The sequence below is a fragment of the Halomonas sp. LBP4 genome, from assembly GCF_003202205.1.
In the GTDB taxonomy this organism is placed as follows: Bacteria; Pseudomonadota; Gammaproteobacteria; order Pseudomonadales; family Halomonadaceae; genus Halomonas; species Halomonas flagellata.
Window position 1 is genome coordinate 12,591 of sequence record NZ_PDOG01000007.1, and the last position, 16,143, is coordinate 28,733.

General features: G+C 68.2%; 15 protein-coding genes. 12 read left to right on the forward strand and 3 right to left on the reverse strand.

Going from position 1 to position 16,143, the window contains the following annotated elements:
- Positions 1 to 2 precede the first annotated feature (2 nt).
- Together CR157_RS18575 and CR157_RS18580 are read right to left on the reverse strand one after the other, a co-directional pair.
- Positions 3 to 515, reverse strand: a complete 513-nt coding sequence (locus CR157_RS18575; RefSeq protein ID WP_110285037.1) for a TRAP transporter small permease — start codon at positions 513 to 515, stop codon at positions 3 to 5.
- Between the two features lie 63 nt (positions 516 to 578).
- A complete protein-coding gene (locus CR157_RS18580) occupies positions 579 to 1,577 on the reverse strand; it encodes a TRAP transporter substrate-binding protein (protein WP_110285038.1) in 999 nt (332 codons plus the stop codon).
- Positions 1,578 to 1,965: 388 nt separating this feature from the next.
- On the opposite strand from CR157_RS18580, the gene CR157_RS18585 reads away from it, so the two are divergent.
- From CR157_RS18585 to CR157_RS18615, 7 genes are all read left to right on the forward strand, one after another.
- The gene (locus tag CR157_RS18585; protein WP_110285039.1) at positions 1,966 to 2,247 is read left to right on the forward strand and encodes a type II toxin-antitoxin system RelE/ParE family toxin; all 282 of its coding nucleotides are present in this window, start codon (positions 1,966 to 1,968) and stop codon (positions 2,245 to 2,247) included.
- An 11-nt stretch (positions 2,248 to 2,258) separates the two neighbouring features.
- A complete protein-coding gene (locus CR157_RS18590; RefSeq protein WP_110285040.1) occupies positions 2,259 to 2,546 on the forward strand; it encodes a HigA family addiction module antitoxin in 288 nt (95 codons plus the stop codon).
- Positions 2,547 to 2,793: 247 nt separating this feature from the next.
- The gene (locus CR157_RS18595; RefSeq protein WP_110285041.1) at positions 2,794 to 3,357 is read left to right on the forward strand and encodes an acyltransferase; all 564 of its coding nucleotides are present in this window, start codon (positions 2,794 to 2,796) and stop codon (positions 3,355 to 3,357) included.
- Between the two features lie 10 nt (positions 3,358 to 3,367).
- The gene (locus CR157_RS18600) at positions 3,368 to 4,627 is read left to right on the forward strand and encodes an O-antigen ligase family protein (RefSeq protein ID WP_181422118.1); all 1,260 of its coding nucleotides are present in this window, start codon (positions 3,368 to 3,370) and stop codon (positions 4,625 to 4,627) included.
- 51 nt (positions 4,628 to 4,678) lie between these two features.
- Positions 4,679 to 5,872 carry a glycosyltransferase gene (locus CR157_RS18605; protein ID WP_258364234.1) on the forward strand — a complete coding sequence of 398 codons (1,194 nt, stop codon included), beginning with the start codon at positions 4,679 to 4,681 and terminating at the stop codon, positions 5,870 to 5,872.
- 1,255 nt (positions 5,873 to 7,127) lie between these two features.
- The gene (locus CR157_RS18610; protein WP_110285043.1) at positions 7,128 to 8,324 is read left to right on the forward strand and encodes a polysaccharide export protein; all 1,197 of its coding nucleotides are present in this window, start codon (positions 7,128 to 7,130) and stop codon (positions 8,322 to 8,324) included.
- A gap of 36 nt (positions 8,325 to 8,360) precedes the next feature.
- Complete coding sequence (locus tag CR157_RS18615; RefSeq protein WP_110285044.1) at positions 8,361 to 9,518, forward strand: DegT/DnrJ/EryC1/StrS family aminotransferase; 1,158 nt, start codon at positions 8,361 to 8,363, stop codon at positions 9,516 to 9,518.
- A gap of 282 nt (positions 9,519 to 9,800) precedes the next feature.
- Here CR157_RS18615 and CR157_RS18620 read toward each other — a convergent pair whose 3' ends face one another.
- Positions 9,801 to 10,835, reverse strand: a complete 1,035-nt coding sequence (locus tag CR157_RS18620; RefSeq protein ID WP_110285045.1) for a LacI family DNA-binding transcriptional regulator — start codon at positions 10,833 to 10,835, stop codon at positions 9,801 to 9,803.
- Positions 10,836 to 10,960: 125 nt separating this feature from the next.
- Between CR157_RS18620 and ltnD the strand changes: the two genes are divergently transcribed.
- The 5 genes from ltnD to denD all read left to right on the forward strand — a co-directional run bounded on the left by ltnD (position 10,961) and on the right by denD (position 16,103).
- Complete coding sequence (gene ltnD / locus CR157_RS18625) at positions 10,961 to 11,887, forward strand: L-threonate dehydrogenase (RefSeq protein WP_258364237.1); 927 nt, start codon at positions 10,961 to 10,963, stop codon at positions 11,885 to 11,887.
- A 2-nt stretch (positions 11,888 to 11,889) separates the two neighbouring features.
- Complete coding sequence (otnK, locus tag CR157_RS18630; RefSeq protein WP_110285171.1) at positions 11,890 to 13,203, forward strand: 3-oxo-tetronate kinase; 1,314 nt, start codon at positions 11,890 to 11,892, stop codon at positions 13,201 to 13,203.
- Positions 13,200 to 13,847, forward strand: coding sequence for a 3-oxo-tetronate 4-phosphate decarboxylase (otnC, locus tag CR157_RS18635; RefSeq protein WP_110285046.1), 648 nt, complete (start codon positions 13,200 to 13,202; stop codon positions 13,845 to 13,847). Before otnK ends, otnC begins: the two co-directional genes overlap by 4 nt.
- Before the next feature lie 24 nt (positions 13,848 to 13,871).
- Positions 13,872 to 14,690: a 2-oxo-tetronate isomerase gene (otnI, locus tag CR157_RS18640; RefSeq protein ID WP_110285047.1), complete on the forward strand. Its 819-nt coding sequence runs from the start codon at positions 13,872 to 13,874 to the stop codon at positions 14,688 to 14,690.
- A 450-nt stretch (positions 14,691 to 15,140) separates the two neighbouring features.
- Positions 15,141 to 16,103 carry a D-erythronate dehydrogenase gene (denD, locus tag CR157_RS18645; RefSeq protein WP_110285048.1) on the forward strand — a complete coding sequence of 321 codons (963 nt, stop codon included), beginning with the start codon at positions 15,141 to 15,143 and terminating at the stop codon, positions 16,101 to 16,103.
- Positions 16,104 to 16,143: the final 40 nt, after the last annotated feature.

The following is a 16,143-nucleotide window of genomic DNA, read 5'->3' on the forward strand; positions in this document are numbered from 1 at the left end:
GATCAGTTCACCTCCTGTTGCGGGCTGGACGAGGTGCCGAGCGCTTCATCGATCAGCAGTCCCAGGCTGTTGATCATGATGACGATGCCGCCAGCGGGAATGGCCATGTAGGGCCACATCATGGATATGCGGGTGCTGGGGGCGGTCTGGCTCGAGACGCGATCCACCAGGTCGAGGCCGTACTTGACCATGATGAAGGCGAAGAGGGCCGAGCACAGGATGATGGCGATCCGCAGCAGGCAACCCAGCGTCTTGCCGGCATACTCCAGCACGATGTCCACGGAGATCAGCGCCCCCTTGCGATAGGCGTAACCCGCCCCGATGAAGGTGAGCCAGAGCATGGCGAAGCGGGCGATCTCGTCGGAGAAGAACAGCGGCTTGCCCACCACGAATCGGGCGAATACCTGCCAGAAGATGAGCACGGTCATCACCAGCAAGAGTGCGGCCAGCCCCCAGCCGACCAGTCGGTTGAACTGATCGATGGCTCTGTTGGCCAGCAGTAGGTATGTCTTCATGGCTGCCTCATGCGTCAGCGTGACGCCCGCAGGGGCTTCGCCGCCTGCGGGCGCCGTGGGGGCTCAGTACTCGAAGTTGATGGCAGCGTCGACCAGATCCTTGCCGACGGTGGGGCCCCATTCGTCGATGACGGGACGGGCCGCCTCGCGGAAGGGGGCGAGGTCGGGGTGGGTCACGGTCATGCCCAGCTCCTCGAGCTCCCCGAGGTAGCGCTGCTCCAGCTCCTGGCTGGCTTCCCGCTGGACGGGCAGGGCGATCTGGGCCGCTTCCATGATGATCGCCTGGTCCTCCTCGCCGAAGGAGTTGAAAAGATCCAGGCTCATCATCAGCGGCGCCGGCGAGTAGACGTGCTGGGTCATGTTCAGGTAGTCCTGAACCTCGTAGAAGTTGACGTCGTAGATGGTCGGCAGGGGATTCTCCTGGCTGTCCATGACCCCCTGCTGGAGGGCGGTGTAGACCTCGGTCCAGGCCATGGGCGTGGCGTTGGCGCCGAGGGCTTCCCAGGTGTCGACCTGGACGCGACTCTCCTGAGTACGGTGGTTGATACCCTCCAGATCGTCGGGATGGTTCAGCTCGCGTACCGAGTTGGTATTGTGGCGAAAGCCGTTTTCCATCCAGGCCAGGAACTTGACGTTCATGTGCTCTTCGGCCAGCTGTGCGAGATATTCACCGTGCTCGCTGTCCAGGAAGGCGTAGGCGTGCTCGTGGTTCTCGAAGACATAGGGCAGGTCGAAGAGCATGAACTGGTCGACGAACCCTCCCATCGGGCCGGTGGAGGAGATACCGGCATCGATGATCCCGAACCCCATGCCTTCGACGACCTCACGTTCGGCGCCCAGGGCGTTGTCGTAGTGGGGTTCGATGACCAGCCGTCCGTTCGAGAGCCGCTCCAACTCTTCGCCGAACTTGAGTACCCCGATGCCCTGCTGTGATTCGGGGCCAAGCGGGAGGCTCACATCGATTACGCGTTCGGGCTCGGCATGTGCCGTTGCGGAGGCTGCCAGGGCAATGGCGCCGGCGAGGGCGGACAGAGTGAAAGTCTGGATAGAGAGACGCTTCATGCTGAACTCCTGAGGTTGATCCAGCCCTTTAGCTGGTGGTGTTGTCGTTGTGGAGTGCGTGTTGGGCACCGCGACCTACAGGCCACAGGGGTGTTCTAGGCAAAAATGCATACGTATGCAACATCATGCGGGAAATTCCCTGCATGGCTTTTGCATAACATGCTGATAAAAAAGATAATATACTTTAGTATAAGTTATGGTTACGTATGCATTAAATTCCGAATAGGCGTAATGGGTGGGGATGCGACGTCCTCAAGTCCGGTCAGGAGAAGGGCTGGGGCGCCATGCGCCTGCCGGTGGACGAGGCGGGTGTTTTCTGTCCGATATGACGTCTTGCAGCATATGACGTATTGCGTTATATTTGATGCATGCGAACCCGGGGTGCGACATGATCAAGTCCTTCAAGGACAAGCAGGCCGAAACCATTGCCCGGGGCAAGATATCGCGAAAGCTGCCACACGACATGCAACGCAGCGCCTTGAAGAAGCTACGCCAGCTCGATGCCGCCGCCACCCTCGATGATCTGCGCATACCGCCTGGCAATCGGCTCGAGGCCCTCCAGGGTGACCGCAGCGGGTGGCACAGCATTCGCATCAACGACCAGTGGCGCTTGTGCTTTCGCTTCGAAGACGGCAATGCCCACGATGTCGAGATCGTCGACTACCACTAATCGGAGGCGATATGACCGACCAACTGCCCAACATCCATCCCGGTGAGATCCTGCTCGAGGATTTCATTGAGCCCCTGGGGCTTACCAAGAATGCCTTGGCCAATGCTATCGGCGTGCCGGCCACGCGGATCGGCGAAATCACTCGCGGCGCGCGGGCCATCACGGCGGATACCGACATCCGCCTGTCGCGGTTCCTCGGCACCAGCGAGGGCTACTGGCTGCGCCTGCAGAATGCCTACGATCTTGAGCAGGCGCGGCGCAGCGGGTGCTACGACGGCATTCGCCCCCGCGTCGCGTGACTCCTACGGCGTGGAAGATTCCCCTCCAGGTAGGACTCGGCTCCGCCGAGCGATTGGCGCCGCAGGCGCCTCGGTGGATAGCGCCGCTTCGCGCCGCCATCGCCCCGCGGAGCGTGGCTCCCACAGGGGTGGGTGCGAGGTGTGCCCACTGAGGTGATGGCTGGTGGTATGATAGCGACAGGCGCCTTTCAGGGCGCCTGTCGCGTTATGGGCTCCTGGAAAATGACGATGAAGAAGGCCGAAGGCAATGAGTGAACAGCAGGGGGCTCTGCCGCTGTGGCGTCTGAGACTGCGTAACAAGGTGCGGGTGGCGGCGGGGAACCGCGTGGAAGCCTCGGCCGCTGCGCGGATCCGGGAATGCTACCTCGTGATCAAGGGCAGCGGGAACCGGCTGGTCATCGAGCCCGGGGCGAACCTGCGTGGCGTGAAGCTGCAGCTGCTGGGCGAGGGCTGCGAACTGCATATCGGGGCCGATACCGTGATCGGCGCCGGCTGCTACCTCTCGAGCCGCGGGACGGCTACCCGGCTGATCGTGGGCCGCGACGGCATGTTCTCGCGGCAGGTGAAGGTGATGACCGGCGATGGCCATGACATCGTGCAGGAGGGGCGCTGCATCAACCCACCGCGTTCCATCACCATCGGCGATCATGTGTGGCTGGCCGACAGCGTGACGGTACTCAAGGGCGTGCAGGTCGGCGACAACGCCGTGGCCGGCAATGGCAGCGTGGTCACCCGGGACGTGGGGGCCGGTACCATCGTGGCCGGCAATCCGGCCCGCGAGATCAAGCAGAACATCAACTGGGTGCGATAAGGGAAGCACGATGGCAACGAACGGACTGTTTTCCCGCGAGCGGGCCTTGAAGGTGAACCAGTGGGCGCTGTTGCTGGTGCTGGTCACGCTGATCGCCACGCCGCTGCGCAGCCACGCCGTGGTGGCGGTGCTGATGCTCTACTCCACCGGCTACCTGGTGGCCAACCGCGCCAGTCTGGCCGTGACGAGGTTCGACTGGGCGGTGGTGGGGGTGCTGAGCCTGCTGCTGCTGTCGCGAGTGCCGATCTTCGTGATCGACGACTACTCGTCCCGCTACCTCAGCCCCGGTTTTCATATGGTCGCTGTGGTGCCCATCTACCTGATGCTGCGCCATCTGCTGACACCGCTGGATACGCGCCAGGTGCGCGGCTACCTGGAGTGGGGCCTGGTCATCGGCACCCTCGGCGCCCTGGCCGTGGCGCTCTACCAGACCCAGCTGCAGGGAGCCGGCCGGGCCGATGGCTTCCTGTTCAGCATCAACCTGGGGTATCTCAGCTGTGCCATGGCCTTCCTGGCGGCGAGCCTGATCCGCGGGAGCCACCGCAAGGCGTGGTTGCTGGCGGCGGCGCTGGCCGGGGTGATCACCTGCCTGCTGACGCTGGCCCGCGGCGCCATTCTGGCGGTGCCGCTGCTGCTGATCCTGCTGCTGCTGCTCAATGCCGACCGCCTGGGCTGGAAGGCGATCACGGCCTCCTTAGTGGCGATGGTGACGCTGGCGCTGGTCAGCTATGCCACGCTACCGAGCGTAGAGCGCCGGGTTGCCTACACGGTCGATGAGTTTACCAATATCGCCCAGGGCGATATCGAGGCGGCGGTGTCCAGCGGCGGGCGGCTGCAACTGTGGACGGCGGCCAGCCATGCCTTCCTGGCACGCCCCCTGGTGGGGCTGAGCTACGATGAGCGCGAGGCCCAGATCGCCGAGCTGGTCGAGCAGGGCGTGCTCACCGACTGGGTGCTGGGCGTCGGCCGCGGCCATGCCCATAGCCAGTACTTCGAGATGGCGGCCACCGGGGGCGTGCTGGGGCTGATCGCCCTGCTGGGCTACCTGGTGGCGCCGGCCATCTACCACTGGCGGCTTTACCGTCGTGACAGGAGCAATGCCTGGGCGCAGGTCGCCCTGGTGTTCACCGCGGGGTTCGCCATCTACAGCCTCACCGAGGCGGCGATCCATCACGAAATGATGACGACCTTCTACGCCTATATGCAGGTGGTGTTGCTGGCGCTGGCGTTGTGTCATCGTCATGGCGTCTCGAGTAGCCGCGGGACATGACGGCAGGCGGCCTGGCCGCGGCCAATACATCGGACAGGGGAGGAGGCGTCCTTGCGTACATTGGTGGTGGTTCGCTCGCTGAAGATGGGCGGCATGGAGCGCGTGGCGGTCAATCTGGCCGATGCCTTTGCCGAGACGGGGCACGAGAGCCACCTGCTGACCTTTCGGCGCGTGCGCAAGCCGTTGGCGCCCGAGCATTCCGAGGTGCAACTGCACCAGTTCTCATTGCACTGGGCGCTGCGCCTGACCCTGGTGGGGCTGCTGATCGAGTGGCTGGCGCGCTGGTTTCTCAACCCGATCATCCGGCGCTCCTACTTCGTGTGGACGGGTTACCTGGGCGGGTGGCTGTTCCGCGCCTGGCTGTGGCGCTTCGAGCGTCGGCACGGGCGGGTGGATCGCATCGTGTTCCGCGGCGTCGGTACCTTCGAGCTGATCTGGCACTTTCGCGACGAGCGGGCGCGCTTCGTGCTGGAAAACCTCATCTACCGGGGCGAGCAAGGCTGGAAGCCGCGGCTGTTCGCCAGGTGCCTGTACCAGCACAAGCACCTGGTGGCGGTATCGGGCGGCGTGGCCGAGAACGTGGCCGAGGCACAGCGAGCACTGGGCTTTGCGCCGGCGTCGGTCGAGGTCATCGTCAACCCATGCCCGTTCGGCGCCATTCGCCGGCTGATGCGGGCTGATGAGCCGGACCTGCCCGACGAGCCCTATCTCGTGACGGTGGCACGCCTGGTGCCGGCCAAGGACCAGGCATTGCTGCTGCGGGCCTATGCGCGGTCGGGGCTGGCAATGCCGCTGGTGCTGGTGGGCGACGGCCAGGAGCGCGGGCGGCTCGGGGCGCTGGCCGATGAGCTCGGCATCGCCGGGCGGGTCCGCTTCGCCGGGCAGCGCGACAACCCCTACCCGTGGATGCACCACGCTCGGCTCTTCGTGCTGAGCTCGCGCTTCGAGGGCATGGGCATCGTGCTCTTCGAGGCGCTGGCCTGCGGCACGCCGGTGCTGTCGGTGGACTGTCCCGGCGGTATCCGCGAGATCCTCAAGGGGCCGCTGACGTCCAGCATCGTCGAGCACGACGAAGCCGCCCTGGCCGAGGGCATGCGGGCCGCCGTGGCGGGCGAGAAGCCGCTCATCGATGAGGCCTGGCTGGATGACTTCAAGCCCGAGACGGTCGCCGGGAAGTTTCTCTCGCCTCCTGATATCGAACGGACTGCCCGGCTGGCGGGTGCTACCAAGGGAGGGGAGCAATGATCGACGTGGCTCGTCCCCTGTGTGTGTGGCTCCGCCGAGCGATTGGCGCCGATAGGCGCCTCGGCGGTAGCCGCCAGCGTGGCCGACAGCCGCCCAGTGGCGCTGCGCGCCGCCATCGCCCCGCAAAGCGTGGCTCCCACAGGGAGGTAGGTTCTCCGCTTGGCAGGAGCTTGGCTCCGCCGAGCGATCGCTCGATCAGCAACCGGCGCCTGCTCGACGCTCATTACCGGCGGTGGATTCATGACGACATGAAACAGCGTTGGCTTGTCGGCTGACGGGTGCCAGGCGTGGAGGGCGGGCCCGGTTCAGGCGTTGAGGCCGCCCCTAACGGGTCAGACCCCGGCCGAGTCATTGGCCCGTCATGGCGCACTTGGCGAGCGGGGTCGCCGCCGCCGGGGTCTGACCCCCGGGGCCTCCCGGCGTTAGCGGCATGGTCGCCGAAGCCAGCGCAGAGGCCGCCCCTAACGGGTCAGACCCCGGCCGAGTCATTGGCCCGTCATGGCGCACTTGGCGAGCGGGGTCGCCGCCGCCGGGGTCTGACCCCCGGGGCCGCCCGGCGTTAGCGGCATGGTCGCCGAAGCCAGCGCCGAGGCCGCCCCTAACGGGTCAGGCCCCAGCCGAGTCAGTGGCCCGCGATGGTGCGTTTGGCGAGCGGGGTCGTCGCCGCCGGCCCGCTGTTCGACGAGGAGGACCTGGCGCTGCTGTTTGCCCCAGTGGGCGCGGCGTCCTGATCTCGATGCCCGGTTCAGGCGCCGAGACCGCCCCCTATCGGGTCAGACCCCGGCCGAGGCGTGGCCCGTCACCTTGCTCCTGGCGAGCGGGGTCGCCGCCGCCGGGGCCGCCGGCGTCGGCAGCCAGACATCCCGTGGGTCGCCGTTCCAGCATTTTCCCTGGCCCTTCATGAGCCCGCCGCTGGCGGGCTCAGTCGTTGATGGGGCTGCAGTATGGCGTCTCTCATCTTCCTGACACTAGAAAGACGATATGACGTGGTGTTTTTCCATGAATCTTCTCAGCTGGCGCTCCCTACCAGAATCAGAATGTGTCCTTTCTGTAACTATGTAAGCTGAATGTATCAGTCAGTTCGGCCTCATAACAATTCAGTCGGTATCTTCGTGACGAGTTCGAAACGGGCAGCCCGGCGATATCCGTGGCGCCTTGGCTCGTGAAGATGCAATGGCAGCGATGAGGGCCTCGGTTGACTGCCAGCGAGTCGGGGGCGGTTGTGTGTCCCGGGGACAGCAGGGGGGATGGGAAGATGCTTCAGCAAGCCGAGTTATCCGGGTACGGGCAAGCTGCAGATGAAGCTGCAGATGATGAGGGGGGAGGTAGCCCGGCAGGGGCGTGGCGCCTTGCCCGGCTCTTCTCGCTGCTGTTGGCATTCGCGATCATCGGCGGCTGCGCCTTTGCGCCGGGTGGCCACATCGACGAGGGCAAGCTCGAGGAGTCGCTGGACTCCCGGGTGGATATCCAGCCGATCACCCCGGCGCTGGTGGGGCAGATGCAGGTGGAGGCCGTGGAGCCCCTGTCGCGTCCTACACCGATGCCACTGCGGCAGGAACTCGAGAATTACGACTATCTCCTGGGCCCGGGGGATGTGGTCAGCGTGATCGTCTACGACCACCCGGAGCTGACGATACCGGCGGGCGCAGACCGTCCGGCCGCCGAGGCCGGCAACCGTATTCGCCCCGATGGCTCCATGTTCTACCCCTATGTCGGGCGCGTGCGTGTGGCGGGCATGACGCTGGAGGAGCTGCGTGGCCTGATCACGCGGCGCCTCTCGGAGGTGATCGCCGACCCACAGGTCGAGGTGAACGTGGCGGCCTTCCGCTCGCAGAAGGTCTACGTCAGCGGCGCCGTGGAGATGCCCGGAACCTTGCCGATCACTATCGAACCGTTGACCGTGATCGATGCGATCAGTCAAGCCGGGGGTGCCTCGGACAATGCCGATTGGCATAACGTGGTCCTCCACCGGGATGGCCGGGAAGAGCGTATTTCCCTCTATGCCATGCTGCGCCAGGGAGACCTGACCGAGAATCGCCTGCTCCGCGACGGTGATGTCGTGCATGTTCCCAGTACCGAGAACCAGAACGTCGTGGTGCTGGGCCAGGTGCTGCGTCCGGGCGCGCTTCCCCTGGGGAATGAGCGCATCACCTTGACCGATGCCCTGGCTCGGGCGGGTGGCGTCAACGAGAGCCGTGCCCAGCCTTCCGGCATCTTCGTCGTCCGTGGGAAGCCGCCGGGAAGCGAGAAACTCGCTACCGTCTACCAGCTCGACATCAGCGATGCGACGCGGCTGATGCTGGGCACCCGCTTCCCGCTGGAACCCCAGGATGTGGTCTATGTGACGGCCGCACCGCTGGCCCGCTGGAACAACGTGATCTCGCTGCTGCTGCCCTCCGTCACCCTGCCCGGCGACGTGGCCGGCTCGCTCGACGATGCCAGCGACCTGTGATGCTCGAGATCGTGTAATCGTCGTCAGGAGAAGTCGATGAGCGAGTGGCCGCGTTTCGAGGAGGACGAGCTGGCGGCGGTGAGCCGGGTGCTGCGCTCCGGGTGGGTCAACTACTGGAGCGGCGAGGAGGGGATCTCCTTCGAGCGGGAGTTCGCCGCCTTCCACGACGTGCCCCATGCCGTCGTGCTGGCCAACGGTACCCTGGCCCTGGAGCTGGCGCTGCTGGCCCTGGGCGTCGGCCCCGGCGACGAGGTGGTGGTGACGCCGCGCAGCTTCATGGCCTCGGTCTCCTGCGTGGTGGCCCGGGGCGCGCGGCCGGTGTTCGCCGATGTCGATCCCGATTCCGGCAACCTGACCGCCGAGAGCGTGCGCGCGGTGCTCACGCCGCGTACCCGGGCGATCATCGCCGTGCACCTGGCCGGCTGGCCCTGCGACCTGGATGCGCTGAGGGCGCTGGCCGACGAGGGCGGCCTGTGGTTGATCGAGGACTGCGCCCAGGCCCATGGCGCCACCTGGCGCGGCCGCCTCGTGGGCAGTGTCGGCGATGCCGCGGCCTTCTCCTTCTGCACCGACAAGATCATCTCCACCGGCGGCGAGGGCGGCATGCTGCTGCTGCGTGACGAGAAAGCCTGGCAGCGCGCCTGGAGCTACAAGGACCACGGCAAGTCCTGGGAGGCGGTACACGCCGAGCACCCGCCGGGCTTTCGCTGGCTGCACGAGAGTTTCGGCACCAACTGGCGACTCACCGAGATGCAGTCCGCGATCGGCCGGGTGCAGCTGCGCAAGCTGCCGGGCTGGCTGGCGCGGCGGCGCGAGAACGCCGCGGTGCTGGCCGAGCGGCTCGCTCGCTTGCCGGGGCTGCGGGTGCCGTTGCCGCCCGCCGAGGCGGGGCACGCCTTCTACAAGTTCCATGCCTTTCTGGACCCCGGGGCGCTGGCTCCGGGCTGGGATCGCGATGCCATCATCGCGGCGGTCGAGGCCCGGGGAGTGACCTGCCTCCACGGCGGCTGCGGCGAGATCTACCTGGAGCGCGCCTTCGACGACACCGACTACCGGCCCGCCGAGCGGCTGCCGGTGGCGCGCCGGCTCGGCGAGACCAGCCTGATGTTCCTGGTCGATCACACCCTGTCCATCGATTCGATGCACCGCCTGGCCGACGCCGTGGGGGCAACCCTGCACGAGGCCACGGCCTAGGCTATGTACGAAAAGTGCCTGCGCTCAGCCATACTGCGTTAAAAACCGGCTCAAAGTACTCATTTACACCACGTAAACTCCGCTTTGGACTCGCGACATCCCTGTCGCTCGCTCTTCGAGCAGCGGTGCTGCCCAAATCGTCTGTCCTGACGATTTGTCGTCGGTTTTTGCCTTGTCTGGCTATCGCTCGTCGACTTTTCGTACGAAGCCTGAGACATCTCCCCCGGCAGCCAGGATCGACACGGCGCCGCGGCATTTGCCGCGGCGTCGTACGTTATGGGCTCAGGTGCTCTCGCCCTCGAGCAGGGTGAAGCCGACGTCGTGCTGGCGCCGGCGCACTGCCTTGCCGGCGAGGCGGCGCAGCACCTCCTCGGCGGCCAGCCGGCCGATGGTGTGGCGCGGGGACTGGATGGTGGTCAGCCGCGGGGTGACGTGCTGGCCCAGCGGCAGGCCGTTGAAGCCGGCGATGGCGATCTGGCCGGGCACCTGCAGGCCGCGGCGCTGGGCGTGGAGGAGGGCGCCGGTGGCCAGGTCGTCGTTGGCGAAGTGGATGGCGGCGATGCCGGGATGGTGCTCGAGGGCGAGTTCCAGCCCCCGGGCGCCGGCGTCGAGCCCGCCCGGCCGGCCGATGTCCAGGCAGGGCGCGGCGAGCCCCTGGCCCTCGAGGACCTCGCGATGGCCGTCATAGCGTAACCCGGCGCGGTAGTCGTCGGCCATGCCGGCGCCGACGTAGACGATGGCGCGGTGGCCGCGTTCGAGCAGGTGGCGGGCCATGCAGCGGCCGGCGTCGCGATGGTCGAGGCCGACGTTGAGATCCAGCGCCTGGCCCAGTTCCATCACCTCCATGATCGGCTGCTCCCAGCCCTCGAGCAGGGTGCGGCAGGGCCCGCTGTGGCGCAGCCCGGCGGTCACCAGCGCCGAGCAGGACCAGCCGAAGAAGGTGCGGATCAGCTGGTACTCCCGCTGCGGGTCGTAGTCGGTGTTGCCGAGCAGGATCTGGTAGCCCTGGGCCTCGAAGGTCTCCTGCAGCCCGTGGATCACCTCGATGAAGACCGCATTGGCCAGCGACGGCACGATCACCGCGATGAAGCGCGAGCTGGCCGACGCCAGGCTGCCGGCCACCAGGTTGGGCACATAGCCGAGCCGCTCCACGGCCTGCAGCACCCGGGCGCGGGCGGCCTCGCTGACCCGCTCGGGCGTGTTCAGGGCACGTGAGGCGGTGATGGAGGAAACGCCCGCCGCCTCGGCGACCTCCTTCAGGGTCGGCTGGGCCGAGCCACGACGGCGCCGCGTCCTGGTGTTGGGTTGGTTAGACATTAGTCTTATCCTTGCACACTAGGCTTGCTGCTGGGAAGTCTCTCGTTTAGAACTATGTTAGCGCTAACATGACAGCGCTACCATAACGAATCACACGACCATCGGGAGATCGACAGGTGAGCGACATTTCCGCAAGCACGCCCCGCATCGGGGTCATCGGTCTAGGGGCCATGGGCAGGGGCACGGCCACCGCGCTGCTCGAGCAGGGCCTGGCGGTGACGGGCTGTGATGTGTCTGCCCAGGCGCGCAACGCCTTCGAGGCCGAGGGGGGGCGCTGTGCTTCCACCCCCGCGGAACTGGCCACGCACTGCGACATCGTGCTCCTGGTGGTCGTCAATGCCGATCAGGTCGAGCAGGTGCTGTTCGGGGACCAGGGCCTGGTGGGCGCCCTCGCGCCGGGCCGCGTGGTCCTGCAGTGCGCCACGGTGGCGCCCAGCATCGCGCGCCGGTTCGGCGAGCGGCTGGCCGAGGCCGGGCTCGAGATGCTCGATGCGCCGATCAGCGGCGGGGCCGCCAAGGCGCGGGCCGGGCAGCTGTCGGTCATGGCCTCGGGCACCCCGGCAGCCTTCGACAAGGCCGCCCCCGCCCTCGACGCCATGGCCGCCACCGTCTATCGCCTGGGTGACGAGGCCGGCATCGGCTCGAGCATGAAGCTGGTCAACCAGCTGCTGGCCGGCGTGCATATCGCCACCGCGGCGGAAGCCATGGCGCTGGGCATTCGCATGGGGCTGGATCCGGACACCGTCTATGAGGTGATCACCCATTCGGCGGGCAACTCCTGGATGTTCGAGAACCGGGTGCCGCACATCCTCAAGGGCGACTACACGCCGCTGTCCGCCGTCGACATCTTCGTCAAGGACCTCAACATCGTCCACGACACCGGCCGCGAGCTGGCCATGCCGACCCCGGTGACCGCCAGTGCCCTGCAGCAGTTCACCGCGGCCAAGGGCGCCGGCTTCGGTCGCGAGGACGACGCGGCGGTGATCAAGGTCTACCAGCGGCTCTCCGGCATCCCCCTGCCCGAGGCGGCCAACGACGACGGAGGGGCATGACCATGGCCATCGTGCTCGGCGCCATCGCCGATGACTTCACCGGGGCCACCGACCTCGCCAACAACCTGGTGCGCGGCGGCATGCGCTGCGTGCAGACGATCGGCGTGCCCGATGCCGCCCAGTCGCCCCGGGACGCCGAGCTACTGGCAAACGTCGACGCCATCGTGGTGGCGCTGAAGTCGCGCTCCGTCCCGGCGGAGCAGGCGGTGGCCGATTCGCTGGCGGCGCTGGAGTGGCTGCAGGCCCGTGGCGCCCGGCAGCTCTTCTTCAAGTACTGCTCGACCTTCGATTCCACCGATGCCGGCAATATCGGCCCGGTCAGCGATGCGTTGATCGAGCGACTGGGGGCAAGCCAGACGGTGATGGTGCCGGCCTTCCCGGTCAACGGCCGCACCGTCTACCAGGGCCATCTCTTCGTCGGTGACCGGCTGCTCAACGACAGCGGCATGCAGGATCATCCGCTCAACCCCATGTGCGATGCCGACCTGGTGCGGGTGCTGTCGCGCCAGACCCCCCACCCGGTGGGGCTGGCGGCGCGACCGGTGCTGGCCCGTGGCGCTGAGGCGACCCGCCGGCATCTCGACGCGCTGGCGGAGCAGGGGGTGCGCCATGTGATCTGCGACACCCTGGACGAAGCGGATCTCGAGGTGCTGGCCGAGGCGGTGGTGGACATGCCGCTGGTCACCGGGGGCTCCGGCCTGGGCCAGGCGCTTCCCGCGCAGTACCGCCGCCGCGGCTGGCTGGCCGAGGTGGCCGAGCCCGGCCGCCTGGCGCCGGCCTCGGGCCGCGCCCTGGTGCTGTCGGGCAGCTGTTCCCGGGCGACCCTCGGCCAGGTGCGGCACTTCCTCGAGCGTCATCCCGGCTTCGCCCTGGACCCGCTGGCGCTGGCCGAGGGCGACGATCACCTGGCGGCGGCCCTGGCCTTCGCCCGGGAGCGGCTCGACGCCGGCGGGCCGGTGCTGGTCTACGCCTCCGCCGATCCGCAGCGGGTCGAGGCGGCCCAGGCGGCGCTGGGCGTGGAACGCGCCGGTCGCCTGGTGGAGGAGGCGCTGGGCCAACTGGCCGCCACCCTGGTGGAGGAGGGCGTGGGGCGGCTGGTGGTGGCCGGCGGCGAGAGCTCCGGGGCGGTGGTCTCGGCGCTCGGCATCCGCCAGCTGCGCATCGGCGAGCAGATCGACCCCGGCGTGCCCTGGACCCAGACGCCGCTGCCGGGGCGAGCGGCGCCGCTGTCGCTGGCGCTCAAGTCCGGCAACTTCGGCGGCGAGGACTTCTTCACCCGTGCCTTCGAGGTGCTGCCAACGGAGGAAACGCCATGAGCGTGCATGACGAGAACGCCCTGCGCGAACAGATCGCGACCCTGGGCAAGTCGCTGTTCGACCGCGGCCTGACCATGGGCTCCAGCGGCAACATTAGCGTGCGCACCGGCGACGGCGGCTGGCTGATGACGCCGACCAATGCCTGCCTGGGACGGCTCGATCCGGCGCGCATCTCGCGCCTCGATCGCGACGGGCGACTGCTCGACGGCGACAAGCCGACCAAGGAGAGCTTCCTGCACACGGCGATGTACGAACAGCGGCCGCAGTCCGGGGCGATCGTGCACCTGCACTCGACCCACTCCGTCGCCGTCTCCTGCCTGCCCGAGGTCGACCCCTGCGACTGCATCCCGCCGCTGACCGCCTACTACGTGATGCGGGTCGGCCGGCTGCCGCTGGTGCCCTACCACGTGCCCGGCGACCCGAGCCTCGGCGATGCGGTGAGCGGCCTGGCCGGCCAGCACAGCGCGGTGCTGCTGGCCAACCACGGCCCGGTGGTCGCCGGCAAGTCGCTGGAAGCGGCGGTCTACGCCACCGAGGAGCTCGAGGAGACCGCCAGGCTCTACCTGCTGCTGCGCGGCCAGAACCCGCGCACCCTGACCCCCGAGCAAGTCGCCGAACTCGAGGCGCGTTTCCCGCGCGACTGACCCCCATTCGAACAGGACCCGACGATGATTCGACTGGCCGCCAACCTCAGCATGCTGTTCACCGAACACGACTTCCTCGATCGCTTCGCGGCCGCGGCCGATGCCGGCTTCCGCGGGGTCGAGTACCTGTTCCCCTACGCCCATGCCCCCGAGACCCTGCGGGCGGCGCTGGATGATGCCGGCCTCGAGCAGGTGCTGTTCAATCTGCCGCCCGGCGACTGGGCGGCGGGCGAGCGGGGCATCGCCAGCCTGCCCGGCCGCGAGGCGGAATTCCGTGACTCGGTGGTGGAGGCGCTGCGCTACGCCGAGGTGCTGGGCTGCCCGCGGGTGCATGCCATGGCCGGGCTGCTGCCGGCGGGGGCCGATGCCGCGACCCGCGCGGCGCATCAGGCGACCTATATCGACAACCTGCGCTTCGCCGCCGCCGAGGCGGCCAAGGTCGGCCGCGAGGTGCTGATCGAGCCGATCAACACCCGCGACATGCCGCGCTACTTTCTCTCGCGCCAGGCGCACGCCATGGCGGTGCTGGAGGCGGTGGGGGCCGACAACCTGCGACTGCAGTTCGACCTCTATCACTGCCAGATCATGGAGGGCGACCTGATCCGGCACCTGGAGCGGCAGTTCGCGCGGATCGGCCATGTGCAGGTCGCCGGGGTGCCGGGGCGCCACGAGCCGGATGTCGGCGAGGTCCACTACCCGGCCATCTTCGAGCGCCTGTCGGCGCTGGGTTACGACGGCTGGGTGGGCTGCGAGTACCGCCCGGCCGGCGGCACCCGCGAGGGGCTCGGCTGGGGCCGGGCGTATGGGCTAAGGCCCGAGGAGGAGGGCGCCCAGGGGGGCTGACCCCGGAGACGGTAGCCGCCAGGGTCGGCGTCCTTCCCCCACGGGGGTCTGACCCCCGGGACGCGGGGTCGCCGGGGAGGGCCGATGTCGCCGGCTTTCGCCGGGCACGGGGTCAGACCCCATGGGCGGTAGCCGCCAGGGTTGGCGTCCTTCCCCTGCGGGGGGCTGACCCCGGAGGCGGCGGCCGTGAGGGGAGGCGTCCTTCCCCTGCGGGGGCTGGTCCTGGAGGCTACGGCAGCGGAGGGCACCCAGGGGGTCTGACCCCCGGGAGGTCGAGGTCGCCGAGGGGGCGGATGTCACGGACTTCCGTCGGGCACGGGGTCAGACCCCGGAGGGGTAAGGACACCCAGGCACGCCCCGGAAGCGGAGGGCACCGCGGAGGGGCAAGGACACCCAGGCCCGCCCCGGCGGCGTCGGCACACAGCAACGACAACAGGAAGCGAGACCACCATGCATATCGTCATCACCGGCGCGGCCGGCTTTCTCGGCCAGCGCCTCGTGCACCAACTCCTCGACCGCGGGGAGCTCAAGGGCGTCGCGATCCGCCGCCTGACGCTGGTCGACCAGACCGAGCCGCCCGCCATCGATCGGGAGGGCGTCGAGGTGGTGTCCCTGGCGCGGGACATCAGCGCCCCCGGGGCGCTGGACCCGGTGCTGGAGGCCCGGCCCGACGTCATCTACCACCTGGCGGCGGTGGTCAGCTCGGCGGCGGAGGCGGACCTCGACCTGGGCATGCGGGTCAACTTCGACGCCACCCGGGCGCTGCTCGAGGGCTGCCGCGCCCACGGGCTCGCCGCGACCCGTCTGGTCATGGCCAGCTCCGTGGCGGCCTATGGCGGCGAGATGCCGGCCGTGCTCGACGACATGACCGCGCTGCACCCCCAGAACTCCTATGGCGCCCAGAAGGCCATGAGCGAGCTGCTGGTCAACGACTACAGCCGGCGCGGCCTGGTCGATGGCCTGGTGCTGCGCCTGCCGACCATCGTGATTCGCCCTGGCCGCCCCAATGCCGCGGCGTCGAGCTTCGCCTCGAGCATCCTGCGCGAGCCGCTGAACGGCGAGGAGGCCGTCTGCCCGGTGCCCACCGACCAGGAGCTGTTCGTGATGTCGCCGGGCAGGGTGGTCGACGCCCTGATCCACGGTGCCGAGGTGCCCGGCGAGGCCCTGGGGCCCTTCCGGGCCTTCATGCTGCCGGGGATCACCGTGAGCGTCGCCGAGATGCTCGAGGCGTTGCGCGAGGTGGCGGGCGACGAGGCGCTGGCCCGTGTCCGTCATGAGCCCGATGCGCGCATCGAGGCCATCGTCGGCAGCTGGCCGGCGCGATTCACCAATGAACGAGCCCGCCGGCTGGGCTTCCAGAGCGACAAGGACTTCCACGAGATCGTCGAGGCCTTCCTGGACGAACGTGCCTGATCCCGGGCCTACGCACCCCGGGATTCTTCCCAAGCGTGTC